25 protein-coding genes are annotated in these 25,119 nt (G+C 55.0%); 5 read left to right on the top strand and 20 right to left on the bottom strand.

What is annotated here, in order from left to right; all coding sequences use genetic code 11:
- Nucleotides 1–134 precede the first annotated feature (134 nt).
- From nqrM to Q0796_RS15150, 18 genes are all read right to left on the bottom strand, one after another.
- On the bottom strand, nucleotides 135–356 hold the full coding sequence (gene nqrM, locus Q0796_RS15235) for a (Na+)-NQR maturation NqrM (protein WP_298444701.1): 222 nt from the start codon (nucleotides 354–356) through the stop codon (nucleotides 135–137).
- Between the two features lie 6 nt (nucleotides 357–362).
- On the bottom strand, nucleotides 363–1,403 hold the full coding sequence (locus Q0796_RS15230) for an FAD:protein FMN transferase (protein WP_298444700.1): 1,041 nt from the start codon (nucleotides 1,401–1,403) through the stop codon (nucleotides 363–365).
- A gap of 23 nt (nucleotides 1,404–1,426) precedes the next feature.
- The gene (gene nqrF, locus Q0796_RS15225; RefSeq protein ID WP_298444698.1) at nucleotides 1,427–2,650 is read right to left on the bottom strand and encodes an NADH:ubiquinone reductase (Na(+)-transporting) subunit F; all 1,224 of its coding nucleotides are present in this window, start codon (nucleotides 2,648–2,650) and stop codon (nucleotides 1,427–1,429) included.
- Nucleotides 2,651–2,685: 35 nt separating this feature from the next.
- Entirely contained in the window at nucleotides 2,686–3,294 is a 609-nt protein-coding gene (gene nqrE / locus Q0796_RS15220; protein WP_298444696.1) for an NADH:ubiquinone reductase (Na(+)-transporting) subunit E, read from the bottom strand.
- A 5-nt stretch (nucleotides 3,295–3,299) separates the two neighbouring features.
- Complete coding sequence (locus Q0796_RS15215; RefSeq protein ID WP_298444695.1) at nucleotides 3,300–3,932, bottom strand: NADH:ubiquinone reductase (Na(+)-transporting) subunit D; 633 nt, start codon at nucleotides 3,930–3,932, stop codon at nucleotides 3,300–3,302.
- Nucleotides 3,925–4,701, bottom strand: coding sequence for a Na(+)-translocating NADH-quinone reductase subunit C (locus tag Q0796_RS15210; protein ID WP_298444693.1), 777 nt, complete (start codon nucleotides 4,699–4,701; stop codon nucleotides 3,925–3,927). The genes Q0796_RS15215 and Q0796_RS15210 overlap by 8 nt, the downstream gene beginning before the upstream one ends.
- Entirely contained in the window at nucleotides 4,694–5,920 is a 1,227-nt protein-coding gene (locus Q0796_RS15205; protein ID WP_298444691.1) for an NADH:ubiquinone reductase (Na(+)-transporting) subunit B, read from the bottom strand. The genes Q0796_RS15210 and Q0796_RS15205 overlap by 8 nt, the downstream gene beginning before the upstream one ends.
- A complete protein-coding gene (locus tag Q0796_RS15200) occupies nucleotides 5,920–7,260 on the bottom strand; it encodes a Na(+)-translocating NADH-quinone reductase subunit A (protein WP_298444690.1) in 1,341 nt (446 codons plus the stop codon). The genes Q0796_RS15205 and Q0796_RS15200 overlap by 1 nt, the downstream gene beginning before the upstream one ends.
- 479 nt (nucleotides 7,261–7,739) lie before the next feature.
- Nucleotides 7,740–8,708, bottom strand: coding sequence for a sterol desaturase family protein (locus Q0796_RS15195; RefSeq protein WP_298444688.1), 969 nt, complete (start codon nucleotides 8,706–8,708; stop codon nucleotides 7,740–7,742).
- 7 nt (nucleotides 8,709–8,715) lie between these two features.
- Nucleotides 8,716–10,917 (bottom strand): TonB-dependent receptor, encoded by a 2,202-nt coding sequence (locus tag Q0796_RS15190; protein WP_298444686.1) that lies wholly within the window; start codon nucleotides 10,915–10,917, stop codon nucleotides 8,716–8,718.
- Nucleotides 10,917–12,128 (bottom strand): imelysin family protein, encoded by a 1,212-nt coding sequence (locus tag Q0796_RS15185; protein ID WP_298444685.1) that lies wholly within the window; start codon nucleotides 12,126–12,128, stop codon nucleotides 10,917–10,919. The genes Q0796_RS15190 and Q0796_RS15185 overlap by 1 nt, the downstream gene beginning before the upstream one ends.
- A 67-nt stretch (nucleotides 12,129–12,195) precedes the next feature.
- On the bottom strand, nucleotides 12,196–13,908 hold the full coding sequence (locus Q0796_RS15180) for a DUF4856 domain-containing protein (protein WP_298444683.1): 1,713 nt from the start codon (nucleotides 13,906–13,908) through the stop codon (nucleotides 12,196–12,198).
- Between the two features lie 218 nt (nucleotides 13,909–14,126).
- Entirely contained in the window at nucleotides 14,127–14,636 is a 510-nt protein-coding gene (gene luxS, locus Q0796_RS15175) for an S-ribosylhomocysteine lyase (RefSeq protein WP_298444681.1), read from the bottom strand.
- Nucleotides 14,637–14,741: 105 nt separating this feature from the next.
- On the bottom strand, nucleotides 14,742–15,833 hold the full coding sequence (locus Q0796_RS15170; RefSeq protein WP_298444679.1) for a TRAP transporter substrate-binding protein: 1,092 nt from the start codon (nucleotides 15,831–15,833) through the stop codon (nucleotides 14,742–14,744).
- A 21-nt stretch (nucleotides 15,834–15,854) separates the two neighbouring features.
- On the bottom strand, nucleotides 15,855–17,216 hold the full coding sequence (locus tag Q0796_RS15165) for a TRAP transporter large permease subunit (protein WP_298444678.1): 1,362 nt from the start codon (nucleotides 17,214–17,216) through the stop codon (nucleotides 15,855–15,857).
- Complete coding sequence (locus tag Q0796_RS15160; RefSeq protein ID WP_298444676.1) at nucleotides 17,216–17,728, bottom strand: TRAP transporter small permease subunit; 513 nt, start codon at nucleotides 17,726–17,728, stop codon at nucleotides 17,216–17,218. The genes Q0796_RS15165 and Q0796_RS15160 overlap by 1 nt, the downstream gene beginning before the upstream one ends.
- A 178-nt stretch (nucleotides 17,729–17,906) precedes the next feature.
- Nucleotides 17,907–18,203 carry a BolA/IbaG family iron-sulfur metabolism protein gene (locus tag Q0796_RS15155; RefSeq protein ID WP_298444675.1) on the bottom strand — a complete coding sequence of 99 codons (297 nt, stop codon included), beginning with the start codon at nucleotides 18,201–18,203 and terminating at the stop codon, nucleotides 17,907–17,909.
- 90 nt (nucleotides 18,204–18,293) lie between these two features.
- Nucleotides 18,294–18,890, bottom strand: coding sequence for an alpha-ketoglutarate-dependent dioxygenase AlkB (locus Q0796_RS15150; protein WP_298444674.1), 597 nt, complete (start codon nucleotides 18,888–18,890; stop codon nucleotides 18,294–18,296).
- A gap of 48 nt (nucleotides 18,891–18,938) precedes the next feature.
- On the opposite strand from Q0796_RS15150, the gene Q0796_RS15145 reads away from it, so the two are divergent.
- The 5 genes from Q0796_RS15145 to Q0796_RS15125 all read left to right on the top strand — a co-directional run bounded on the left by Q0796_RS15145 (nucleotide 18,939) and on the right by Q0796_RS15125 (nucleotide 23,248).
- Nucleotides 18,939–20,069: a methyltransferase gene (locus Q0796_RS15145; RefSeq protein WP_298444671.1), complete on the top strand. Its 1,131-nt coding sequence runs from the start codon at nucleotides 18,939–18,941 to the stop codon at nucleotides 20,067–20,069.
- A 61-nt stretch (nucleotides 20,070–20,130) separates the two neighbouring features.
- Nucleotides 20,131–20,703, top strand: a complete 573-nt coding sequence (locus Q0796_RS15140; RefSeq protein WP_298444669.1) for a YajG family lipoprotein — start codon at nucleotides 20,131–20,133, stop codon at nucleotides 20,701–20,703.
- On the top strand, nucleotides 20,703–21,284 hold the full coding sequence (locus tag Q0796_RS15135) for a peptidylprolyl isomerase (RefSeq protein ID WP_298444667.1): 582 nt from the start codon (nucleotides 20,703–20,705) through the stop codon (nucleotides 21,282–21,284). Before Q0796_RS15140 ends, Q0796_RS15135 begins: the two co-directional genes overlap by 1 nt.
- Nucleotides 21,285–21,376: 92 nt before the next feature.
- On the top strand, nucleotides 21,377–22,747 hold the full coding sequence (locus tag Q0796_RS15130) for an MFS transporter (RefSeq protein WP_298444665.1): 1,371 nt from the start codon (nucleotides 21,377–21,379) through the stop codon (nucleotides 22,745–22,747).
- A gap of 51 nt (nucleotides 22,748–22,798) precedes the next feature.
- Nucleotides 22,799–23,248, top strand: a complete 450-nt coding sequence (locus Q0796_RS15125) for a DUF4399 domain-containing protein (protein WP_298444663.1) — start codon at nucleotides 22,799–22,801, stop codon at nucleotides 23,246–23,248.
- Nucleotides 23,249–23,389: 141 nt separating this feature from the next.
- On the opposite strand, the gene Q0796_RS15120 is transcribed toward Q0796_RS15125, so the two are convergent.
- On the bottom strand, nucleotides 23,390–24,151 hold the full coding sequence (locus Q0796_RS15120; RefSeq protein ID WP_298444661.1) for a hypothetical protein: 762 nt from the start codon (nucleotides 24,149–24,151) through the stop codon (nucleotides 23,390–23,392).
- 448 nt (nucleotides 24,152–24,599) lie between these two features.
- Complete coding sequence (locus Q0796_RS15115; RefSeq protein WP_298444659.1) at nucleotides 24,600–25,085, bottom strand: YajQ family cyclic di-GMP-binding protein; 486 nt, start codon at nucleotides 25,083–25,085, stop codon at nucleotides 24,600–24,602.
- Between the last annotated feature and the right edge of the window lie 34 nt (nucleotides 25,086–25,119).

The following is a 25,119-nucleotide window of genomic DNA, read 5'->3' as shown; positions in this document are numbered from 1 at the left end:
TCCTGCAGGGGGGCGCTAAGCGCTTATAATTTATTGTTAAGTAACCAACTTATCCAAATGTGAAGTTTTTGCAAGATTGCCGCGGACACAAAAAAAGGCCCGTTGGGGCCTTTTTTTCATTTTGTGCAGTTCGCTTAGATGATCCGGTTCTGCTGATAATCTTGTTCACGCTGAGCCTGTGCTTCACGGGCCTTGCGTTTATCGCAGGGCTCGGGGCAATCACACTCTTTGTCGACGCCCACGTTAGCCAAGCCACCGCAGGAGCCGCTCACGGCTTTGCGCTTAACGATGTAGCCGATCGACATCAGCACAAACAAGCTGACAAACACCACAAAGGTGCCAATAAAGGTTTCCATACTGCGCTACTGCTCCTTTTTGTCCTGCAGGTAAGGCTTAAACGCCTCGCTGTAGTGGGTATCAAATTCCCCATCACGACGCTTTTCAATCAACATTATCGCCAAGCCGTGGCTGTTTGCGTAGGCCAAACTGGCTTTGCTGCCAAGCACGCTAAAGGCGGTGGCAAAGCCATCGGCCCGCATGCTGGATGGGCTGATCACCGTAACCGAGGCCACTCGATTGGTGATTGGGCTGCCGCTGCGAGGATCGATCAGGTGGGAAAAACGCACCCCATCTTGCTCGAAGAAGTTGCGATAATCGCCAGAGGTGGCCACCGCGTTGTTGCCCGGTGCGATCACTTCAAACACTTGCCGCCCCTCTGGATCCGGGCGTTCAACCGCAATCCGCCACGGTTGCTGCGCTGGCTTGACCCCGCGCACTCGCAGTTCGCCGCCGATCTCGACCATGTAATTGCCGATGTCGTGCTGCTCCAGCAGATCCGCCACTGCGTCAACCCCAAAGCCCTTGGCGATGGCCGACAGGTTCAGCGTTAACAGCGGCTCCGATTTGCTGAGGCGCAAATTGCTTAAAGTAAGCTTGTCGATGCCGGTCAGCATCTGCGCGGTGGCGATCGCTTTGCTGCTCGGGGCTCGCTCGACGTGGCCATCGGGGCCAAAGCCCCACAGATCAATCACCGGCGCAATGGTCACATCCAAGGCGCCGTTGGTTTGCTCCGCCAACCAGATCGACTCGGCCATCACCGTGGCAAAGTCGGGATCGATGGTCATCGGCTCGGTGCTATCCAAGCGGTTAAATTGGCTGATCAAGGAATCGGGCTGCCAGTGCGACATCGACTGATTCACCGCCACCAAACGGGCATCCACCTTGGCCTTCATGGCCGCGGCATCCTCCGCCTTGCCCACCCAGCTGATGTGGTAACTGGTGCCCATGGTGGCACCCTCGATCTTGACGATTTGTGGCGCCGGAGCACAACCGCTCAGCCCCACAGAAACAACAAGGGCCAGCCCCAGAAGGGCCAGCCACTTAATTACGATATGATTTTGCATCAATACTCGCTTGAAGTTATGGCTTATCCGCCGAAATCATCCAACAGAATGTTTTCGTCTTCAACACCAAGTTCCTTCAACATGTTGATTACCGCTGCGTTCATCATCGGTGGACCACACATGTAGAATTCACAATCTTCTGGGGCGTCGTGATCCTTCAAGTATTGTTCAAACAATACGTTGTGGATGAAGCCGGTGTAGCCGTCCCAGTTATCCTCTGGCTGAGGATCGGACAGGGCTACGTGCCACTGGAAGTTGCTGTTGTCGGCTGCCAAGCCATCGAAATCTTCAACGTAGAACATTTCGCGCTTGGAACGTGCACCGTACCAGAACGAGATCTTACGCTTAGAATTAAGACGCTTAAGCTGATCGAAGATGTGTGAACGCATTGGTGCCATACCAGCACCGCCACCCACAAACACCATTTCGGCTTCGGTTTCTTTGGCAAAGAATTCGCCAAATGGACCAGAGATCATCACTTTGTCGCCCGCTTTTAGGCTCCAAATGTAAGAAGACATCTTGCCCGGTGGCAGCTCCATGTTGCGCGGCGGCGGCGTTGCAATACGCACGTTCAACATGATGATGCCTTCTTCTTCAGGGTAGTTAGCCATGGAGTAGGCGCGCAGCGTTGGCTCGTCTACTTTGGACTCTAACTTGAAGAAGCCGAAGTGCTCCCAGTCGCCACGGTATTCTGCTGGTACATCAAAATCAGCGTACTTAACGTGGTGCGCAGGGGCTTCAATCTGGATGTAACCACCGGCACGGAACGGCACCGATTCGCCATCTGGAATGCCCAGTTTCAGCTCTTTAATGAAAGTGGCTTTGTTATCGTTAGAGATAACCTCGCACTCCCACTGCTTCACACCGAACACCTCTTCAGGCAGTTCAATGTCCATGTCTTGCTTCACCGCAACCTGACAGGCCAAACGACAGCCTTCACGGGCTTCACGCTTGTTCACGTGGCTGGTTTCGGTTGGCAGAATGTCACCGCCACCTTCGTGTACCTTGACGCGACACTGGCCACAAGAGCCACCGCCACCACAGGCAGACGAGATAAAGATGCCATTGCCGGCCAGCGCGCCCAGCAGCTTGTCGCCAGGCTGGGTGGTGATCGCTTTATCCGCGTCACCGTTAATGCTGATGGTTACGTCGCCTTCTGGTACCAACTTGGATTTCGCAAACAAAATTACGAACACCAACAAGATAACAATCGCGGTAAACATGCCAACGCCGAGTATAATTTCCATCGACTATTCCTTTAACTTCTCTACGTTCGCGCCGCTTACAGCGACACCCCGGAAAAGGACATAAAGCCCAGAGCCATCAGACCAGCGGTAACAAAGGTAATCCCTAAGCCACGCAGTCCATCCGGTACGTCGGAGTACTTCATCTTTTCACGGATGGAAGCCAGCAATACCAATGCCAGCGCCCAACCAATGCCTGCGCCCAAGCCAAACACTACCGATTCGCTGAAGCTGTAGTCTTTGTTGGCCATAAACGATACGGCACCGAAGATGGCACAGTTTACGGTGATCAGTGGCAGGAAGATCCCCAGCGCGTTGTACAGCGGCGGGAAGTACTTATCCAAGGTCATTTCCAAGATCTGCACCAAAGCCGCAATTACCCCAATGAAGGTAATGAAGTTAAGGAAGCTCAGATCCGCGTCTGGCAAGCCAGCCCAAGCCAGCGCGCCCGGCGCCAGAATGTTGGAGTAGATAAGCTGGTTAACTGGAACCGCTAGGGTCAGTACCGCAATAACCGCAACACCCAGGCCAATCGCCGTAGACACTTTCTTGGATACGGCCAAGAAGGTACACATGCCCAAGAAGAAGCTCAGGGCCATGTTTTCAATGAAGATCGCCTTAATAAACAGGCTAATGTAATGTTCCATCGCGCTTACTCCTTAGGCTCTACTTGGTCTGGCTTCCAGGTGCGAATTGCCCAGATAAGGAAACCAATCAAGAAGAACGCGCTTGGTGGGAACGACATCAGACCGTTGGGGTAGTACCAACCGCCTTCAGACACCTTGGTAAAGATCTCGATACCAAACAGGGTGCCGTTGCCCAGCAATTCACGGAAGAAGCCAACGCTGAGCAGGATCACCGAGTAACCCAAACCGTTGCCGATGCCATCGACGAAGCTGCGCAGTGGCGGCTCCTTCATGGCGTAGGCTTCGGCACGACCCATTACAATACAGTTGGTAATGATCAAACCAACGAATACCGACAGCTGCTTCGAGATCTCAAAGGCGTAGGCCTTCAGTATCTGATCCACCACAATTACCAGCGAAGCGATGATGGTCATCTGCACGATGATCCGCACGCTCGATGGGATGTGGTTACGCATCATTGAGATAAACAGGTTAGAGAACGCGGTTACCACGGTTAATGCCAACGACATTACCAGAGCGGTCTCCATTCGGGTGGTTACTGCCAAGGCAGAACACACACCCAACACCTGCAACGCAATCGGGTTGTTGGCCCAAATAGGACCAATCAGAACCTCTTTAAGTGACTGCTGATTAGCCATTGTTCAGACCTCCGTTACGAGCCTTAGCAATAAAGTTGCCGTAGCCTTCTGCGCCCAGCCAAAATACCAAGCTGTTGGTCACGCCGTTACTGGTTAGCGTTGCACCAGATAAGCCATCAACCCCGTGGATGTCGTCGGCTTTGGCGCCGCCTTTAACCACTTTAATCGCAACGTTGCCGTCGTTATCAAAAGCCACTTTGTTGGGCCACAGCGCTTTCCAGCGTGGGTTTTCAACCTCGGCACCCAAGCCTGGGGTTTCACCCTGCTCGTAGTACACCATTGCTTGAATGGTGTTGAGATCGCTGCTCAGCGACAAGAAGCCGTACATGGTTGACCACAAGCCGTAGCCATGCACAGGCAAGATCACGGTTTTCACCTGACCCGCTTCGTCTTTCACCAAGTACACCAAGCCGTTATCAGCACGGCGGCTGATCGAGGCAATGTCGTTGTTTGGCTTAGAGGAAGTATCAGGATCTCGTGCTGCTTTACGTTGGTCGTACAGCACCGGATCGATGTCGTTTTGGTAAGCGCCGCTGTCAAAGTTAACCACCCGCGGTTCGATGAACTTCACGTAAGTTCCCGCAACGTCGCCGCCTTCAACGGCGATGCCCGCCGCTTCCAGGATGTACTTTTGCTTATCTTGCAGCTTGTTCTGGATCTGCTGTGGCTTTAACGCCACCGCAGTGCCAGACACCACCAGTGAACACACCAGACATAAGCCCAGTACCACACCAACGGTTTTGCCAAAGGAGTCATTGGATTTAGACATTGCGTGCCAGCCTCCGCTTAATGTTGGACTGTGCCACGAAGTAATCGAACAGTGGCGCCCACAAGTTAGCGAACAGAATCGCCAACATCATCCCTTCTGGATAGGCTGGGTTAACCACGCGGATCAACACCACCATCACCCCAATCAGTGCGCCGTAAGCCCACTTACCTTGGTTGGTGAAAGAGGCGGACACGGGGTCCGTCGCCATGAAGAACATACCGAAGGCGAAGCCACCCATAACCAGGTGCCACGTCCACGGAACGTTGAACATGTAGTTGCTATCAGAACCGATGCTGTTAAACAGTGCCGTTGTGGCAATCATGCCCGCCATTACGCCCAGCACAATGCGCCATGCCGCAATACGGGTGTACATGATAACCAAGCCACCAATGGCCAAGGCCAAGGTGCTGGTTTCACCAACACTGCCACCGATGGTGCCAATGAAGCTGTCCCACCACTGTGGATCAGAGAACGCAGCCATCCAACCGTAGTCGGCGAAGTCTTTCACCCCTGAAGCGGCTTGCGACAACATGGTTGCGCCAGAGAAACCGTCTGCAGCGATCCACACTTCGTCACCGGAGATCTGCGCTGGGTAAGCGAAGAACAGGAAGGCACGACCGGCCAACGCTGGGTTCAAGAAGTTACGGCCGGTGCCACCAAACAGCTCTTTGGCCACAACCACACCGAAGGTGATGCCCAAGGCAACCTGCCACAGTGGGATGGTGGCTGGCAGCGTCAGTGCGAACAACACTGAGGTAACGAAGAAACCTTCGTTGATCTCGTGCTTACGAACTGAGGCAAACACCACTTCCCAGAATCCACCCACGGCGAAGGTCACCGCGTAGATAGGCAGGAAGAAACAGGCGCCGTAGAACATTAAGCCGCCGATACCGAGATCGGCGCTCATCTTGCCGCCGAGTAACTCAAATAGGGCAACCTGCCACACGTCTGGGCTGGCAAAGCCGGCAGCCAGCGCGTCTTGCGCCTGCAAACCAACGTTGTACATGCCGAAGAACATGGCTGGGAAAGTACACAGCCACACGGTGATCATCATTCGTTTCAGATCGATGTTGTCACGCACGTGGGTGCCACCGCGAGTCGTGTGACCCGGGGTGTAAAAGATGGTGGCCGCCGCTTCATACAGGGCGTACCACTTTTCGTATTTACCGCCCTTCTCGAAGTCCGGTTCAATACGTTCAAGGAAGTTTTTCAAGCTCATTAGCCTTCCCTCTCGATGATGTCTAAGCAAGCACGCAGCTGAACGCCGTAATCGTACTTACCTGGGCATACGTAGGTACACAGCGCCAGATCTTCTTCATCCAGTTCCAGTGCGCCTAAACGTTGGGCCGCATCGGTGTCACGGGCGATCAAATCGCGCAGCAACAATGTTGGCAACACATCCAATGGCATTACGCGTTCGTAGTTACCAATTGGCACCATGGCACGCTTAGAGCCGCCGGTGCTGGTGGTCATGTTGAACAACTTGCTTGGGCTCAGATGAGACAAGAAAGCGCGGGTGAAAGAGTGCTTGTTGCCGCCGGGCATAACCCAACCAAACAGTTCTTTCTCGTCGCCCTGCTCCAGCACAGTCAACTGGGTGTGGTAGCGACCCACGAAGCCATGAGCGCCGGCAGCCGTACGACCCGACAACACCGAACCGGACACCACGCGAACGTGATCGTGGCTCAACTGACCTTGGGTCAGCTCGGCCGTATCGGCACCAATGCTGGTACGCAACAGGCGTGGTTGTTTCACGGCGGGGCCCGCCAAGGCGATAACGCGATCGGTATGCAGTTCACCGCTGGTGAACAACTTGCCGATGGCAATAACGTCTTGGTAGTTGATGCTCCACACCATCCGCTCAGCGCTGGCTGGCAGAATGTGGTGAATGTGAGTGCCGACCAAACCTGCTGGGTGCTTGCCACCAAAGGCGTGCGCTTCAACCCCAGCAATCGCTTGCTTGATTGGCGACACAGCAGCATGACACAGGTGCACTTTGCCGTCGCTCAAGCGGGTCAGTACCTGCAAACCGTGGGCAAATGCCTCGGCTTGCTCAGCAATGATCACCGCCGGATCGGCAGCCAGTGGGTTGGTGTCAATGGCGGTCACAAAGATCCCGGCCGGGGCAGAGCCAACCGCTGGAACCTTGCTAAATGGGCGGGTACGCAGGGCGGTCCACAGGCCAGAATTGACCAGGTTGTCCTGCACGACTTGACGACCAAGTTGGCTCAATTGAGCGGCGTCGAAGCTGTCAAATTTAATGGCTTCAGTGCCTTGCACATCGATAACGACCGATTGCAATACACGCTGTGCGCCCCGGTTGATCTCAGCGACGGTCCCATTGGCAGGGGCAGTGAAAATCACCCCAGGGTTTTTCTTGTCTTCGAAGATCGGCTGACCTTTCTTGACGGTATCGCCCACCTTTACTTTCATGGTGGGACGCATGCCAATGTATTCTTCACCTAAGATCGCAACACGGGTGGCGACAGGGCCATCCTGAATTACTTGTTCTGGCTTGCCGGCGATGGGCAAGTCCAATCCTTTACTTATTGTAATCATACTCACTTGCACTGCTTTGCTGTGAAGTCCATGTGCCGGAACGCTGAGGATATAAGGAAGGAAGTGTTAAGATTGAGACCAATCTTTTGGTGACACCAACGTACCCCAAGCGCAAACTTTTTACTCTTTTGCGACCCGCGTCACGGCGACTCGGGCGCATCATACCCCAAGCAGCTATCTTGAGCCATGAAAAATGCGCGTGATAGACACCGAAAGTGACCTTTCGCTTAACAAACGTTACAAGACGTCCGTTTTTTCAGCATTAACGAGGGTTTTTCGCTGAATATTACTCGCCTAAGCATTAAATCCGTTGCCTAGCGGGCGGCAGTTTACCGTGCATTTTGAGCAAGATCCGTTCGACCTAAGTCGCCCCTGCCACAATCGCCAGCAAATGCAAGCACAGTGGCATCTCACCCTCAAATTGCCGTTAACAATTGGCGTACAAATCGCGGCACAGCCGCTTCGAAGTAGGATCGGGTTCAACGCGTGGCGGCTGGCCACTTACGCCGTAAGCGCAGGGCGTTGTCTTTAAGTGGTTGCAGATAAAGGCCACGCACGCTGTCGTGACCAGCGGCGGCTCCGCACCCAAATTGCAGGGTGTCCGGTTGCGCCTGATGGGCCTTAATTAAGCTGCCATAAGCGCGATCCCAAATGGCCAAGGCCGAACCCAGATTGCAATCTCGATGAGCCGGATCGCTGCTGTGGTGCAGTTGATGTTGCGCCGGGCTGATAAACCAGCCTTCCAACCATTGCCCCCAACTGAGCCACAAATGACTGTGGCGCAGGTTAGAACCCAGCAGATTAAACACAAATACCAGCACGTTTGCCCCTAAAATCTCGTGCACTTGCAAGCTGGTGCCAAACAGGAAATAACCCAAACCAACGGCGATCCCCTGTGACAACGCCATGCGGCAAGCGTACAGGTAGCTTTCAAGCGGGTGGCTGCGGTAGATGGTGAGTGGCGTTAGCACCGGCGCGCTGTGGTGCACTTTATGGTAATCCCACAGCAGCGGTATTTTATGCAGTAATAGGTGCAACAAAAATCGACTGAAATCATCCAGCACAAACAGCAGCAGGGTAAATGCGGTCATCACCCACCATGGCGACCAGCCCAGATGCAGCGGCGCACCAAACAGCCCTTCCAGCAGCTCAGTGGTGGCCAACGCAACCGGCACCATGGTCAGCAAGAGCGGCGCAAACAGCGCCGCTTTAAGCAGTTTATTCAACAGCAGCAGCGCCACATCGTGCCGCACCGAACGGTGTCGGTACACCGCAGCAGGAAACAGCAGCTGCCACCAGGATTTGCCCCCTTGGCGTTGGCGTAAATACAGCGGCAGCGTTAACAACAACGCCCCCAGCAAATACGCCCAGAACAGGCGCTTGTTGGCGTCGGTTAGGTAACCCGCCAGCTGCGCCAGATTGGTGCCAAGAAAGTTAACCCACTCCATACCGACCTCAGTAGACTACGCGATAACCCAACACCAACTGCTGAGGCCGATTTGGCCGTGCCCCAAACGGACGACGGCTCACGATCTGCTGTTCATCCAGCAGGTTATCAACCTTACCGTAGATCTTACCGTAGCTGTCGAAATCCCAACTGGCGGCAACATCAAGGGTGAACAACGATTCGGTTTCGACCCCGCTTAACGTCACGCCACTGCCCGAGGCTTCTTTCATTTCACTGACGTAACGCCCCTGCAGATCCAAACTCCATTTATTGCCGGTTACCCCAGCGCCAACGGTCAGCTGATGGGCTGGCAGATACGGCAGTTCGTCCCCCGCTTCCACGTTGCCCCACATAGTGAAGTCCGATTCAAAACTGGTTTGAAACTCGGAATCGGTGTAGCTGTAGACCAGCGACAAGGGAAACTCTAATCCTCCGGCTCGCAGCAACTGTTCACCGCTAAACTCTAAACCGAACACCTCCACCGCGCCGCCATTAAACTCCGCGTCGACGTTGTTGCTGCACGAGGCCGCAGCCGAGAAGGTACAGCTCTCTTTAAGGTTGTCGAAATCGTTAAAAAACAGCACCATTTCCAGCTTGCTGTCTTGGCTGTGGTAACGGCCACCCAACTCGTAGTTCACGCTGCTTTCACTGCTGATGCGCGGATCCTGCTGGGGGCTGGTGGGCACAAAGCCTTCGTGAATGCCGGCAAACACCCCAAAATCATCGTTGACGCGATAAAAGGCGCTAATCCCCGGCAGCCACACGTCGGTGGATTTATCCAAGTAGTCGCCACCCTGCCCCGCTAAGCGGTTTTGGTATTCCATCTCAAGAAATTCACCACGCACACCGGCGGTGACTTCCAGTTGGCCAAAGGCGACGGTGTCTTGCAGATACAGCGACCAAGCGTCGGTCTTTTCACGGTTTAGGGTATTAAGCTGACGCGGGTTATTGTCTGAGACCAGTTGGCCGCTTTGCATCAGGTAGGGATCTTCGTACTGGTTACGCTCTATCTGATCTTGGTGGAAACGGATCCCAGCGTGAACGTTGTGCTCCATCCCCCACAGCGGCAGCGCCCAGCGTAAGTCTGAGGCGATCCCCTGTGCGTAGTAGTCGCGATCATTGGTGCCGATGGCAAGGGTGTCGATCCCCAGCGGCGAGCTGGAATCCGCCGCACCGATAAGCACCTGATAGAACTGTTCGTTAATGCCACTGTTTGGGTTTTGCAACAGCGCAGACAGATCTGGGCCACCGGCAAAGCCGTTGATTTTACGCCACGCCCGCGACAGATCGTTGCGATACAGTTTGGTGCTCATGTCGAAGCCGTTGCCCGCAATGAAGTGAGTCAACTGAAACTGAGTGTGATCCCAGTTCATTTGATCCAAGCTACTGGCGGCATAACGGCGATTGGGGTTGGCATCGAAGTCGCTGTCGGTTAACCCCAAATAGGTTTCGTCCGAGCTCTCATCGGCGTACACCGCTTTGAATTCGATGGTTTGATTCACCTTGTCGCCACCAATGTCGTAGCGCAGCTTGGCCATCAGCTCATTTTTATCAAAGCCACTGTCGCCGCCACCATCAATGGTTTTATAGCCATCGCTTTCAACGTGAACCCCTTCCAGCAACACGCCCACATCACCAAGGCGATCGCCGTAATAGCCGTGGGCTTTCAGGTAGCCATCGCTGCCAAGCGCCACGTCCATCATCGCGGCGGTACTGTCTGGTACGGCGCGGGTAACCAGGTTTAACGCACCGGCTACGGTGTAGGGGCCATACTTGATCGCCGCTGGGCCTTTAAATACCTCCACCGCGGTCATCTTGCTCATCAACGGGAAATAGTAGGCCGCCGAGGCTGAATACGGCGCAGGGGCGATCAACACCCCATCTTCCATCAAGGTGATCTTCTTACTGCGCTCTGGGGTCACCCCCCGAAAGCCGATGTTTGGGCGCAAGCCGTAGCCATCTTCGCTGCGAATATTCACCCCGGGCACCGTTGCTAAGATCCGCTCGATGTCGTCAAAGGCAAACTTCTGCAGCTGTTGCTCGTCGATGATGGTGGTCGACCCCGCCTCGGTACGCAGGCTGTCCTTCTGCCCTAAGATTTGAATGGTTTCAACGTAACCGTTGTCTGGCGCGGCCGCGGCCAACGGCGCGATCAGTGCGGCGCTCACCAGCAGCCCCACGCGGCTTAAAGGGAATAAAGTACGCGCCATCAGTCGTTATCTCCGGCAGAGGTCGGCGGCAGATCCAGCGCCAAACTATTAATGAAATCCACTTTCAGTTGATCCGTTACCGCTTTGGTTTGATCGTGCAGCTGCTGCACCTGAGCGGGGGTTTGTTGCAACTGTTGCACCAGTGACGCGCCCAATTCGGTTTGGCTGGCGATGGCGGTATCAAGGTTTGCCAACATCTGCTGAGCCAGTTCATTGCTGCCGACTTCAATCAAGTAATCATCAAAACCGATGCCGTCGTGCCCGGCAAACAACGCTCGAAACGCGGTGAGGTTGTTGCCCACGTTGGCCAGCGAACTGCCACTGAGCCCCGATTCCAACGCATTGGCGCAGTCGGCGTCGCAGTTGTTGGCGTAGGTTTGCAGTGGGAAGTTCAGTTTGGCGTCTTTGCTGATGCTGTCGAGATAAAACAGGCCATCGCTCAGATCGTTAACCGCATCGTGAATGTCGCCATAGCTGCTGCCGGGCTGACCGGCGTTTTTCAGATCGACACTGAAACTTTGCCATTGGCTGTTAAGGCTGTTGAGGTTGGTCACTAGATCCGCCGCGGCGGCGGCAGCAAACTGGCAACGGGCCAGACGGCGGTCGTCGTCGCTGCGGCTGTTCCAGTTGGCAGGCGCAACGCTGGCTGGACACCGGTGATCCAGCGACGGCGCAAACAGCAGATACTCAAGGGCGTCTAAGCCTTTGCGCGGATCGGTACGACTGCTGATGTCGTAAGGTTGGCCGTTGATCTGGCCCGATTCAAACAGCACCACTTCTTGATCCACCGCGCAGCGATTCACCACGGGCCAGGAGTAGATCTTGTTACGCAGGCCGGTGTCGCGGTGCAGTGGCCCCAGTTGCATCAACTCCGCTTGTTGCCACCACGCCATGGTGGCTAACCACTGGGTTTGCGCCAGTTGCGCCGCCGCGGCCACATCGGTGCCGCTTTGCAGCGCAGCGCAATAGCCGCCAAGGGCGCCATTCAGCTCGGTGGCGGCGGTGGCTGCACTGGCAAACACTGGGCTGATCACGTTATCCGCTAAGTTCGCCACCAGCTGGGCTTGGTTAAATTCGGTGGTGGGCGGTGGGGTGCCGCCGTTGTTGCCGCCACCAAAATCGGGGCCAGCACTGCTGGAGCTGCTCTCACCACAACCGCTTAATAGCGTGGCGCCAAGTACAGCAACCGCAAGAGACGTCTGTGTTTTCATCATATTATCCATATACGACAAAAGCCCGACCCTTTCAGGTCAGGCTTTTTCTTATTAAACCAAGTGATTACCAGTTAGCCACATCGGCAGCGTCAAAACCGTAGACGGTTTCAATCAAATCACGGGCGGTCATCAGATCAGCACGGTATTGCGTCACAGCGGCGGCATCGGTTAACACCGGTGCATCCGCCAGCAGGTTGTGCAACTGCTCAAACTGCGCCGACGTCATCGGGCTGGCTCGGTTGAACTGGATCCCCAGTGCGAAACCTTTCATCTCGGCCCAATGCTTGGCGGTATCGGTGAAGTTGAAATTGTCGCTGTCGAAGTTGGCCAGATCGGCGCTGGTGTCGTTGATGTAGTGCACCACGGTCGCCACAATCGACCGCTCCCACGCATCCAATGCCTTGCTGACGTAGCCTTCAAGCTCGGTCATCTGGGCCTCGGTTAATGCCGCATTCGTGTCGGCAATCAACTGGCGCCCCAGCAGGAAGTTATCCATGGCGGTTTTGCTGTAATCGAGCTCGGTGGTGGCGCCGCGATCGCGCTTAGCCGCGTTAACCGAGTTGCCAAAGTTGTACTCGCTCAGCAGATCAAAGGTGCCGTTGTTATCGGTATCGTGCTTGCCTTGCCAGCCATCGCGGCCGCCTTTGCTGGCCACTTCGTCGTCGCTGTAATCAAGGTAATCACGGGCGGCACCGAAGTAACCGAAGCCCTCGTCGTAGATGTGCTCTAGGGCGGTGTAAGGCTTGCCGGTAACGTTGGCGCTGTTGTCGGCCAGTAAGCCTTTGCCAGCGGTGTTGTTATCCAGGTAATCATCCGCACCTTGAGAATAAGCCACTGACATCAACAGGAACTTTTGGATCAGCTGCTTCAGATCAAGGCCTGTGCTGGTGACGTAAACTGGCAGCGGGTTGCCATCAGCATCAACGCGGCTGGCGCCCCCTAAGATTTCATCGGCGTTGTCGGCCAACAAACCAAAGAAGATGTCCACCAAGCCCTCTGGAGTGGTGCTGCCTTTGGCGCCCCACCCGGCAAAATCACCGTCGTTCCACATGGCGTGCTGACCGCCAGCGTCGTTGCCCGCAACCTTCGCCACCAAATTCTTATGGCTCGAGGAGATGTCTTTCAAAGAGATCTGCTCAGGATCCGCGGTAAAGCCAATCAGCATGCTTTCTGCGGTTAATTCGTAAGTGTCGGCGTCCATCCGGAAATAGCTGTCGAGCTTAGCCAATACCTCGGCACGCGTTGCCAAGGTGCCATCGCCCAAATCGGTTTGCAGCTGGTTGCCAATGTAATTGTTCAGCTCAGCAATCAATACGTGACGAGCGGTTTGCCCCGAGTAGGAAACGCTCGAGCCTTCGCCGTTCTTGTTGTTGAACTGATAGGTGTCGAGCAGATCGTTCACGCTGACGGTTAAGGTTTTGCTGAAGCTGCTGCCGGCCGCATCGGTTACGGTCACTGCCACATCGACGCTGCTGTTGGCTTCAAAGTTCATCGCCACCCCTTCCGCCAGTGTCAGGCTGGTGCCGCTGATGGCAAAGCTGCTGTTGCTGGTGGTAAAGGTAAAGCTGTCGCCGCTGTCTGCGTCGGTGGCGCTTAAGGTACCGATGGTGGCGCCCATTGCATTTTCATCCACCACGGCGCTGCTCAAGCTGATGTCGGTCGGCGCATTATTGGTTACTGGCGGGGTGCTATCACCACCACCGCTGCTGCCACCACAGGCGGTTAAAGTAAGGCAAGATAAGACAAAAATGGCTGACGCTGAACGCTTGAGGGTCATACTGGATTCCTATGTACAATACGATGGGCCCGATAAAGTGGCCACATTATGGCAACACCAATTACACAATTGCAAATGCGAACCCATATCGTTTACATACACAGCAAGGTTGCGTTTCCTAGTTCTATCTTCTACGCAACTCGTTAACAAAAAACAAAAAACGCCCCCGAATCGGCGTCAATTGGGGGCGTTAGGGGATGGATTGGCTGGGGGACGGGTTACAACTGCTGCAACTGTTGTGGTGAAAGTGCCAACTTGTCGTTACGGTTTACCCCGATCCCACGCTGTAAAATATCCGTGGCTATCAATTGCGCTTCAACCAACGAGTGCATGGTGAAGGTGCCGCACTGATATTCGTTCAGCTCTGGGATCTGCTCTTGCCGCTCCACCGCAATCACATCGGTCATGCTGGCACGCCAGGCACTGGCTACGGCCGCCTCAGTTGGGCTACCAATAACGCTCATGTAGAAACCGGTACGACAGCCCATCGGCGATAGATCGATGATCTCGGTCCCCCCCCCATTTAAGTGATCCCGCATAAAACCGGCAAACAGGTGTTCCAGTGTGTGGATCCCACGCTCGGACAAGATCTCGGCATTGGGGAGGCAAAAACGCAGATCAAACACGGTGATCACATCGCCACTGGGGGTTTGCATCGACTTAGCCACCCTTACGGCCGGTGCTGCCATCTTGGTGTGATCCACAGTAAAGCTGTCTAATAAAGGCATCGGTTAGCTCCTTAGCTGCCATTCCATCGGCGCGGTTCGCTGGTTAAAAATTAACCCCGCCAGCAGGCAGGGTCAATCGAGTTCACCGCAACCGTGCGAAGGCGATTAGCGGTACAGCTGGTCGTAGCTGTTTTCGGAAATGGCGTGGTAACCACGTACCCCTTGGGCAAACTGCTGATACGCGTCCAGCGCTTTTTTCATCGCCGGATCCTTCTCAGCTTGCTCGGCCAACACTTCATCGGCCGCCTGTTGCAACGACGCCAGCACTTCCGGTGGCCACGGCTTGATCTGCACGCCGTGATCTTCCACTAAGCTGCGCAGTGCTTCGATGTTGCGGCTGGTGTACTCATCCAACATCTCTTGGTTCACCGCTTGGGCGGCGGTGGTTACGATCGCTTGCAGATCCGCAGGCAGCCCCTTGAACGCTTGTTCGTTGATGATGAACTCAAGCGCGGTGCCAGGCTCATGCCACCCTGGGTAGTAATAGAACTTGGCCGCTTTGTGCAGACCAAACGCTAAATCGTTGTACGGCCCAACCCACTCGGTTGCATCAATGGCGCCGGTTTGCAGCGCGGTAAACAGTTCGCCACCGGGCAGCGTAACCGGCACCCCACCTAAGCGAGACAACACTTCACCGCCTAAGCCCGGCATCCGCATCTTTAAACCGTCCAAATCTTCTAGGGTATTGATCTCTTTATTAAACCAACCGCCCATCTGCACCCCGGTGTTGCCCCCGGGCATCGGGATCAGGCCAAAGGGAGCATACAACTCTTGCCACAGCTCTAAGCCGCCGCCTTGGTTGAGCCAGCCGTTCATCTGCTGGGCATTCATCCCAAACGGAATGGTGGTGAACACTTGCGCCGCTGGCACTTTGCCTTTCCAGTAGTAAGCGGCGCTGTGCCCCATTTGTGCCGTGCCTTGGCTAACGGTATCAAACACTTCAAACGCCGGAACCAGATCCCCCGCGCCGTAAACCTTTACCGTTAAACGCCCCGCCGACATGGTCGCCACTTTCTCGGCAAAGCGTTCTGGTGCCACCCCTAGGCCAGGAAAATTCTTCGGCCACGTGGTCACCATCTTCCATTGGTAGGTTTTGGCTGGCTCTGCCGTGGCGGTTGGTTGCTGCTGTTGCTCTGGCGCACAGCCAAGCAGGGACAGCAGTGCCACTGCTGCGGTCATTCGTTTCCATATACGCATACACATTCTCCTTGAGGGTAATTAACCGTAGATCTGTTGTGGCAACCAAGTGGCCAGCGACGGCCAGAAAGCCAACAGCAACATCATCAGCAGCTGGATAGCAATAAAGGGAGCAACACCGCGGTACAGCATGCCACTGGTTAATTGCGGCGGTGCCACACCGCGCAAGTAAAACAGCGCAAACCCAAAAGGTGGGGTTAAAAACGAAGTTTGTAGATTCAGGCCGATCATGATCCCCAACCAAACGGGATCAAGACCCAGCATCAACAGCGTTGGCGCCACCATGGGCACCACCACAAAGGTGATCTCGATAAAGTCGAGAATGAAGCCCAGCAGGAAGATCACCAGCATCACGATGATGGTGGCCCCGATCACGCCACCGGGCAGATCAGACAGCGCTTGGTGGATCAGTTCTTCACCGCCAAGGCCACGGAACACCAGCGAAAACAGCGCCGCGCCAATCAGGATCATAAACACCATGCAGGTGACTTTAACGGTTTCCTGCAGCACCTCTTGCATCCGTGGCCAGCTAAGCTGACGGCGCAACAGCGCCAAAAGGATCGCCCCTAAGGCACCCACCGCCGCCGCTTCCGTTGGGGTAGCAACGCCCATCAAAATCGACCCCAACACTAACAGGATCAAACCGATGGGGGGCACCAGCGCCGACATTACGGTTTGCAGCAACTGCCGATCCAGCGGCACCGCATTAATCGGTTCAAACTTTTCGGGGTGACGAAACGCCAGCCACAGGGTGTACAGGATATACAGCCCCACCAAACACAGCCCCGGGATGATGGCTCCGGCAAACAGATCCCCCACCGAGACGGTTTTCGGCGAGAACATGCCCATGTTCAATTGCGCTTGCTGATACGCACTTGAGAGCACATCGCCAAGCAGCACCAAGGCAATCGACGGCGGGATGATCTGCCCCAAGGTGCCGGTGGCACAGATCGCCCCCGAGGCAAAGGCGGGATCGTAACCGCGCTTCAACATGGCGGGCAGCGACAGCAACCCCATGGTCACCACGGTCGCTCCAACAATGCCGGTACTGGCCGCCAGCAACATCCCCACCAACAGCACCGAAATAGCTAAGCCCGCCCGCATCCGCCCAAACAGCTGCCCCATCGCTTCCAGCAGTTGCTCTGCCAGTTTCGAGCGTTCAAGCACCAACCCCATCATCACAAACAGCGGTACTGCCAATAGGGTTTGGTTGTTTAAAATGCCAAACAGGCGGTTGGGTAAGGCCCCTAAAAAAGCCGCATCAAAGTGGCCGGTTAAGGCGCCAATTAAGGCAAACCATAAGGCGGTGCCCGCCAGCGCAAACGCCACCGGAAAGCCGGTAAGCAACACCAAACAAACGCACAGGAATAACGCAAAAGCCATCATGATTGTGGCCCTCGCAGGATCAGCACGCAGCGGCCAATTTCCGCCACGGCTTGCAACAACAGTGCGCCAACTAACCCCAGCAGCAATGTTTTTTGTAGGTAGACCAGCGGCAACCCGCCCGATTCAGGGGAGCCTTCCAGCCGTTGCCAACTGACCATCACGTAATCCCAGCTGGCGATGGCAAAAAACAGCAGTACCGGCAGCAGCAACAAAAGATAGCCGGCCAGATCCACGGCGGCTTTGCGGCGTGGCGACCATTGGCGATAGAAGATGTCCACGCGCACGTGGCCTTGATGCAGCAAAGTGAAGCCGGTGCCAAGGGTGAAAACCGCCCCGTGCAGGTACAGCACCGATTCTTGCAAAGCGATAGAGCCGATGCCAAAGCCGTAGCGCAACAGCACCACCAGCCCAGCAAGCAGCACCATTAACAGCAGGCAGTAGCCGCACAAATGACCCAGTATGGTACTGAGCCGATCCAGCTTGGCGAAGGGGGTTGCGGTAGACGTCATCTAATCGAATCAACAAACGGGCGATAACAAATTATTAACAGCATGAAATCCGAAAAGGAACTGATTCGCGCTGCAACTGCTTGTTACTGCAATAACTTTGTTTGATTACTCGTGATGACTGCCGCGACCGCAAGGGGGGCTGACTCGGCGGCAGCGCCGAGCCCAGCCCACTTTGGCGTTAACTCACGCAGCCTGGGGTGCGTGGCGCACCGGACTGGTCTAACCACTCTTGATTGGTGTAGGTGTGCAGCGCCAAAGCGTGCAGCTCGCCCTGTAACTGTTCCATAAGTAAGCCATTAATGCGGCGATGGCGGGCGATCAAACGCTCACCTTCAAACCGATCGCTAACCACAATCAGCTTGTAATGGCTGTCGCCAGCCGGGCCTCGGTGCATGTGACTTTCGTTGATCACTTCAAGATGACTTGGGTTCAGTGCCTGCTGCACTTTATCGGTGATGATCTGCTTCATCGACATGGGGATCTCCTTATGTTGCCCGCGGCAAAAATACGCCGAAGTAATGATAAGTGCGGGCGTAAGCGCCGCAGCGATTGTCGCGGTTATACCCTATGGCTGCGGTTGATGAAAGCCGGGGATCACCGCCCGAAAGGTTAAGCTTATCCGCGCCGCGGTGGCCACACTGGCGCCGATGCTGTGGTACACCCCCGCAGGCAACCACAATAAACTGCCCGCCGCCAAGGTGATGCCCACCGAAGGCCCCGCGGTCCAGCGCAGGCGCATGGTGCGGCTTTGCCCCAACGACACGATCGCCAGATCCGGCTGCGGCCCTAGCTCTGGCTCGTTATCCCGATGCCAACCCATCTTGTCGGCACCGCTGCGATAATGGTTCGCCAGCAGTGAATTAAACTGCCAAGAGCCAAATTGGTTCAGCTGACGTAACAGCGTCACCACCGTGGCGGGCAAGGGCTCCGGTTGCAGCAGTAATCCACTATAGCGATAGTGGCAATCGGCTTGGCCCAAATAGCATTGCTGCCGTGGGATCCGGTGGCGCTGACCAAACACCGTTACTTGCGGTTGCTGCCACGGCAGCGCCAATAACGTCGGCCAAAGCTCTGATTGCTGTTCAAGCGACAGCCAATTAGGCCAATAACACCCCAGTAATCGTCCACTATCATCAAATAGGCGCTGTTCTTGCTTCGTCATGTTTGCGAAAATTACCCTCTTGCCCTTTTCCTTAGCCTTGGCCCTATCATGACCCCTTTTACCGTCAACGACACCGAACTCAGTCTCGAACGCTTTCCTCCGGTTGTTGAGCAACAGCTGCAAGCGTGGGATGCCGCCGATGAACTGCTGGTGGCTCAACACCAACTGGACGCTGGCGAGATCTGGATCTTAAACGATCACTTTGGTGCCATCGCGGTGGGACTGCGCGCCGAGGACGAACAACGGCCACTGCGCTGGGTCAACGATTCTTATGTGGCGCTGCAAGCCCTAGAACAAAACCTCGAGCTGAACGAGATGGCACCGCTGCTCAGCTGCCACCAGCAGGTTGAACAGCTGGCCGAACATGGGCGCCCTGCTGGGGTGATCATTAAACTGCCGCGCAACCTGCGCTTACTCACCAATCAGTTGGATTGGCTTAACCAGCACCTGCCCGCAGGCACCCCCATTGTGATTGGGGCACGCCAAAAAGACATGCCAAGCACCCTGCCGGATCTGACCCGGCAGCTGCTCGAACACGTGCAGCCATCCCGAGCGGTAAAAAAAGCCCGGCTGATCTACGGCCACAGCGGCGAGCAGCAAAGCGGGCTGCCGCTGCTCAACAGCTGGTTCTGCGATGAGATCAACCAAACCGTGCATAACCTGCCAAACACCTACGGCAGCCAACGGTTAGACATTGGCGCCCGCTTACTGCTGGCGAACCTGCCCAACTGCAAAGGCAGCGTGATCGATCTCGGGTGTGGCAACGGCGTACTTACCGCTGCCATGGCCAAGTACAACCCCCAGTGCGACATCATCGCCACCGACGAATCATGGCACGGCTTAGCCGCCTGTAAACTGAATACCGAAGATCACGCCGATCGCATCGATTACCAGTGGAACGATTGCCTCTCTAGCGTTGAAGGCGGCAGCGTTGATCTGGTGCTGTGTAACCCTCCGTTCCACCAGCAACAAGCGGTTACCGATCACATTGCGTGGCAGATGTTCCGCGACGCCAAACGCGTCCTGAAAACCGGCGGGCGCTTACGCATTGTTGGCAACCGTCATCTGGCTTACCACATCAAATTAACTCGCCTGTTTGGCGGTTACGATACCATCGCCTCGAACGCGAAATTTGTGGTCTTAGAGGCGCAAAAACGGCGCCAAGAGTTGGACTATTGAGCCCTTGTCGTAGCGTTAAGCTCTGTTATCCTTCCACTGCCGAATGTTATTGAGTATTTTCATGAAACCACTGCTTTATCTCGCCGCTGCGCTGCTTGCCGGGTGTGCGACTCAGCCAACCAACTTGGTGCTGAAACAGATCGACACCAGCGCCGCCAGCAGCCCCGTTCAGATCGCCCCTGTCTCGGTTAGCATCAGCAGCCAAGATCTGCGAACCGAAACCTACCTTGGCCGAGTGCGCCAACAGGGCGAGCCAGCATTGCTTCTGAGCCCCGGCAACAACCCGCGGCAGTTGATGGAGCAAGCGCTCAGCAACGGCTTAACCCAACTCGGCTATCAGGTTAGCGCGCAGGCCAACACCCAAATGGCACTGCAGCTGGATAAGCTGCAAGTCGACGTTGAACAAAACACCTTGGATCACCAAGGCAACAGCGTGGCTGCGGTTACCGTCACCCTAAGCCAAGCCCAGCGTGAACTGGTGAAACGCTTTGCCGCCAAGGGCAAGTTCACTGGGGTGATGGCCGCGAATGCTGGGCAGATGGAACTGGAGCTCAATAACCGCGTACAACAGCTGATCACCGCGGTGCTCACTGATCCAGAAATTCATCAATTTATTCAGCAAGGAAGCCAATAATGCGAGCCCTCTGTACCCTACTGCTTACCCTGTGCCTGTCGGCATGGACGTGGGCCGATGACATTCAGTCTGACAACTTATTTCCGGTGGTTGAGTTCGACACCAGCAAAGGCAAAATTGTGGTCGAGCTGGATCGCAGCCGCGCCCCGCTTACCGTCGATAACTTTCTGCGTTACGTGGTGGCCGGCAGCTACAACAACACCGTGTTCCATCGGGTGATTGCCGACTTTGTGGTCCAGGGGGGCGGCTACGATCCCAAGCTCAACGAGATTGAAGAACACGCGCCGATCGTGAATGAATCGGGCAGCGGCCTGAGCAACGCCCTAGGCACCATCGCCATGGCACGCAGCAACGATCCCCACAGCGCCACCAGCCAGTTCTATTTCAATGTGGCCGACAACTACGATCTGGATCCGTCATCGCGCCGCTGGGGCTACGCCGTTTTTGGGGAAGTAAGCGAAGGGGAAGCGATCCTGTTGCAATTGTCGCAGGTGACCACCGAATTCAGCGCCGATTTAGGCGCCCCCAATGTGCCCGTTGAACCGCTGCTGCTGCACAAAGTGGTGTTGCGCCCAGAGTAATCGCTGCGGGCTTTTCTGATTCACCTTGTCCAGCCCAGACTGACCGCGTTAGTCTGGGTTTTGTTTATCTTTCTGTTAGCGCAAAGGATCTTGTGACCATACTCCGCCAACGTTTCGCCGCCCTGTCGGTGTACGCCCACAAGCGCGTACTCACCCTCTTCGCCCTTGGCTTCTCCTCGGGCCTGCCATTGGCGCTGGTGTTCGGCACCCTCTCGTTTTGGCTGCGAGAAGCGGGCATCGAACGAGCCACCATCGGTTTTTTAAGCTGGGTGGCCATGACCTACTCCATCAAGTTTCTGTGGGCACCGTTGGTTGATCGGCTCCCTATTCCGCTGCTGACTCGCTGGCTGGGTCGCCGCCGCGCCTGGTTGCTGCTGTCGCAAACCACCTTGGTGCTGGCGTTAGCCATGATGGCGAGCTCGGATCCACAACAGGATCTCCAACAATTGGTGCTGCTGGCCATTGTGGTGGCCTTTGCCTCGGCCACCCAAGACATCGCCGTGGACGCATTTCGGATTGAAGCCGCACCGGAAAAGATGCAAGCAGCGCTGGCTGCGGCCTATCAGATGGGGTATCGCTTAGCGATGATCTTCTCCGGCGCTGGCGCCTTAGCCATTGCCGCGTGGGCCGATCCGGATCCCAGCGTTTATCGGGTTGAAGCGTGGCAAGCCGCGTATCTGGCGATGGCCGCCACCATGGGCATTGGCGTGCTCGCCACCTTATTGTGCCGAGAGCCAGACATCGAACGCGCAGCCAACCAGCAGCAGCTGGTGCAGCAATACGCCCACCTGCCTGCGCCACTGGCGTGGTTGGCGGCGGTGTTTGTTGCCCCCTTTGCCGACTTCTTCCAACGCTATGGTAAGCAAGCGCTGCTGATCCTCGCGCTGATCGCCACCTACCGGATCTCCGACATTGTGATGGGGGTGATGGCCAATGTGTTTTACGTCGACATGGGCTTCAGCAAAGGCGAAGTGGCCGCCATCTCAAAAATCTATGGGGTGCTGATGACCCTCGCTGGTGCCGCCGTTGGTGGGGTGTTGGTGTACCGCTATGGCACCATCAAGGTGCTGTTTTTAGGGGGGCTGCTGGTGGCCAGCACCAATTTACTGTTTGCTTGGCAGGCGCTGGTTGGCCACAACGTGCCGCTGCTCACCTTGGCAATATCGGCAGACAACTTTAGCGCAGGGATCGCCACCAGTGCCTTTATCGCGTACCTATCGAGCCTCACCAACATCGCCTACAGCGCCACTCAGTACGCGCTGCTGTCGTCAATGATGCTGCTGTTTCCTAAATTCATCGCCGGCTTTTCTGGGGTGATGGTGGATGCCCTCGGCTACGTTGGCTTCTTTGTGGCGGTCAGCATTATGGGCTTGCCCGTATTGGTGCTGATCGCCATGGTGCATCGGCAACAGCAACAACAAGCGCCCGCACAGCCCCAGTGCCGCGAGGCAAAACCAAGCTAAGCAAGCGCCAGCGTATATACTCCTTGAAGCCAATCTCAAGGAGAGTCGCCCATGCAACGCTTGATCCTCACCCTCGCCGCCGTTTGTTTGCCCCTTGGCATCGCCACCAGTGCCGATACCAAGGGGATCGACACCAGCAGTCTGCGCAGCAGTGCCCCCGCCGATGCTCAGGTGTACATCATCAGCCCGCAAGATGGCGACACCGTAACTTCGCCATTAACGGTGCAGTTTGGCCTGCGCGGCATGGGCGTATCCCCAGCGGGGTTAGCCAAAGCCAACACCGGCCATCACCACATTTTGATTGATGTCGATACCCTGCCAGACATGACCCAGCCACTGCCTGCCACCGAACAGGTAAAGCATTTTGGCGGCGGCCAAACGGAAACAACCCTCGAACTGACGCCGGGCAAACACACCTTGCAACTGCTGCTGGGCAACCACCTGCACATCCCCCACGAGCAACCGGTGCTGTCGCAGAAGATCACCGTTCTGGTGAAATAAGCCCAAGCCACAGCCACAAAAAAGGCGATGCCCACGGGCATCGCCTTTTGATATTTCGCGCGCTAGAAAATCTAGTCGCGCATAATATCAGATGATGATCACGCTTTACCCACCAATTGTAACAAGTAAAGTCGATATGATTCACTTAAAGTGGTTTGAAATAAGAAGCGAAATGACTGCCACAATGACACCGCAAACTATGGGAGCAACCCAAGTAGCAATCGTGGACTTTGGGGCAGCAGCATGAACCTTCTCTTCATTGATTTTATTTTGAACTATCTCACTACCAGAATTACCCACTGCTACATTTTCACCGTTCACGGGTGCAAGTATTTGGGTTACTGGACCATTAAAGACAGTATTGAAGCCTTTATCAGACGCTTTGACATAATCAGTATCACCAGAATCCCTATCTGGCAGTGACGCAATCCACTCCAATGTTTTAGTTCTTACTGTAGAGGTAACCTTATTCAATGAACAAATGTTAATGGCTACAGCAAAATCATGTGGACACTTCATCAAGGTTTGCATGGTCTGCAACAGAGGTTGCCCAATCTTCTTACGCAGTCTCGGCTGAGGTTGCTGTAACCAAGACTCTATCTGCAAAATATCTTCCGAGAGCGTAAATACCTTCAGCTTATCTTCTTTATCAAAAGCTTCTATAAAACCCTTAACAACCACTTCTAACTGCTGCCGATCTAGGCCAACAAGTTCACCCTTGAGCTTTCTATAGTGAGGAATAGATTCATAAGAAGGATAACCATTTAGCTCCATCTCAAACCACTCCTTAGCTGATGAATCGTTCAACTCAACAGCAATGAAGTAAGCTTGCTGAAGCAACGCTGAAGTAGGTTGATTACCAGCTAATGCCAAAGCTTTCAACTCAGCTATCGAACACCCCATAAATATTCCCTAACTCAAGTACCAAAGCCCTCATCTCATTAATCTACCATAGGTTTCATTAGGTATACCCAAACAGCTATGGTCAACCGCTGATCAGTCAGTACCCTTAAGATTTGCTTTTATAGTGGCGTAGTGAATTTAACCTATTGTTTGGAGGTGATTTAATCGCCGCCACAGAGAAGCAAGTGACAAAGCGACCAAACGTACAAGACCCACATTTGACTATCCCCCTTCGAACGTACTCTGATGTCTAGTGTGCAACCGGCTTATTCAGAACGCTCGAGATACATCAAGCGGCGGATAGCCTTGAATAGCTCCTTTAATTTCTCCCGCTGATGCCAACCAACAAGACGATTGTTTCAAATCAGTTGGATCACTGAGCTGGGAGCTGAAACAAAAAAGGCGATGCCAACTGGCATCGCCTTTTGATATTTCGCGCGCTAAACAATCAGTCGCGCATGTTGTCGAACTGCAACGGCTGATCTTGATCGCCGCTGCGCAGCAGTGCCATCACTTGCTGCAAATCATCGCGCTTCTTACCGGTAACGCGCACCTTGTCGCCTTGAATCGAGGCTTGCACCTTCAACTTGGCTTCTTTGATCTGTTTCACGATCTTCTTGGCGTACTCTTTGTCCACGCCTTGCTTGAAGGTGGCGTTGCGACTGACGGTTTTACCCGTAAATTCACACTTCTTCGCCAGCTCCATCGCGTTGGCATCCACCTTCTGCTTGGCCAAGTTGCCACGCAAAATGGTTTCCATCTGGCTGATCTGAAATTCGGCTTCGGCCTTAAGGGTTACCACCAGATCTTTCAGCACAAATTCCGCTTCTACACCGCGAAAATCAAAACGGGTACTTACTTCACGAGTGGCGTTTTCAACGGCGTTGCGAACGTTCACCGCATCCACTTCAGAAACGATATCAAAGGATGGCATACAGGCCTCTAATGTTGGATTGACAATTTGCCGC

Source organism: uncultured Ferrimonas sp. (assembly GCF_947489035.1).
Lineage (GTDB): Bacteria > Pseudomonadota > Gammaproteobacteria > Enterobacterales > Shewanellaceae > Ferrimonas.
This window is presented reverse-complemented; position numbering and strand designations above follow the sequence as displayed.

Excerpts from the sequence above, each read along its gene's own strand:
- nqrM (WP_298444701.1), bottom strand. The coding sequence starts at position 356 with ATGGAAACCTTTATTGGCACCTTTGTGGTGTTTGTCAGCTTGTTTGTG.
- Q0796_RS15230 (WP_298444700.1), bottom strand. The coding sequence starts at position 1,403 with ATGCAAAATCATATCGTAATTAAGTGGCTGGCCCTTCTGGGGCTGGCC.
- nqrF (WP_298444698.1), bottom strand. The coding sequence starts at position 2,650 with ATGGAAATTATACTCGGCGTTGGCATGTTTACCGCGATTGTTATCTTG.
- nqrE (WP_298444696.1), bottom strand. The coding sequence starts at position 3,294 with ATGGAACATTACATTAGCCTGTTTATTAAGGCGATCTTCATTGAAAAC.
- Q0796_RS15215 (WP_298444695.1), bottom strand. The coding sequence starts at position 3,932 with ATGGCTAATCAGCAGTCACTTAAAGAGGTTCTGATTGGTCCTATTTGG.
- Q0796_RS15210 (WP_298444693.1), bottom strand. The coding sequence starts at position 4,701 with ATGTCTAAATCCAATGACTCCTTTGGCAAAACCGTTGGTGTGGTACTG.
- Q0796_RS15205 (WP_298444691.1), bottom strand. The coding sequence starts at position 5,920 with ATGAGCTTGAAAAACTTCCTTGAACGTATTGAACCGGACTTCGAGAAG.
- Q0796_RS15200 (WP_298444690.1), bottom strand. The coding sequence starts at position 7,260 with ATGATTACAATAAGTAAAGGATTGGACTTGCCCATCGCCGGCAAGCCA.
- Q0796_RS15195 (WP_298444688.1), bottom strand. The coding sequence starts at position 8,708 with ATGGAGTGGGTTAACTTTCTTGGCACCAATCTGGCGCAGCTGGCGGGT.
- Q0796_RS15190 (WP_298444686.1), bottom strand. The coding sequence starts at position 10,917 with ATGGCGCGTACTTTATTCCCTTTAAGCCGCGTGGGGCTGCTGGTGAGC.
- Q0796_RS15185 (WP_298444685.1), bottom strand. The coding sequence starts at position 12,128 with ATGAAAACACAGACGTCTCTTGCGGTTGCTGTACTTGGCGCCACGCTA.
- Q0796_RS15180 (WP_298444683.1), bottom strand. The coding sequence starts at position 13,908 with ATGACCCTCAAGCGTTCAGCGTCAGCCATTTTTGTCTTATCTTGCCTT.
- luxS (WP_298444681.1), bottom strand. The coding sequence starts at position 14,636 with ATGCCTTTATTAGACAGCTTTACTGTGGATCACACCAAGATGGCAGCA.
- Q0796_RS15170 (WP_298444679.1), bottom strand. The coding sequence starts at position 15,833 with ATGCGTATATGGAAACGAATGACCGCAGCAGTGGCACTGCTGTCCCTG.
- Q0796_RS15165 (WP_298444678.1), bottom strand. The coding sequence starts at position 17,216 with ATGGCTTTTGCGTTATTCCTGTGCGTTTGTTTGGTGTTGCTTACCGGC.
- Q0796_RS15160 (WP_298444676.1), bottom strand. The coding sequence starts at position 17,728 with ATGACGTCTACCGCAACCCCCTTCGCCAAGCTGGATCGGCTCAGTACC.
- Q0796_RS15155 (WP_298444675.1), bottom strand. The coding sequence starts at position 18,203 with ATGTCGATGAAGCAGATCATCACCGATAAAGTGCAGCAGGCACTGAAC.
- Q0796_RS15150 (WP_298444674.1), bottom strand. The coding sequence starts at position 18,890 with ATGACGAAGCAAGAACAGCGCCTATTTGATGATAGTGGACGATTACTG.
- Q0796_RS15145 (WP_298444671.1), top strand. The coding sequence starts at position 18,939 with ATGACCCCTTTTACCGTCAACGACACCGAACTCAGTCTCGAACGCTTT.
- Q0796_RS15140 (WP_298444669.1), top strand. The coding sequence starts at position 20,131 with ATGAAACCACTGCTTTATCTCGCCGCTGCGCTGCTTGCCGGGTGTGCG.
- Q0796_RS15135 (WP_298444667.1), top strand. The coding sequence starts at position 20,703 with ATGCGAGCCCTCTGTACCCTACTGCTTACCCTGTGCCTGTCGGCATGG.
- Q0796_RS15125 (WP_298444663.1), top strand. The coding sequence starts at position 22,799 with ATGCAACGCTTGATCCTCACCCTCGCCGCCGTTTGTTTGCCCCTTGGC.
- Q0796_RS15120 (WP_298444661.1), bottom strand. The coding sequence starts at position 24,151 with ATGGGGTGTTCGATAGCTGAGTTGAAAGCTTTGGCATTAGCTGGTAAT.
- Q0796_RS15115 (WP_298444659.1), bottom strand. The coding sequence starts at position 25,085 with ATGCCATCCTTTGATATCGTTTCTGAAGTGGATGCGGTGAACGTTCGC.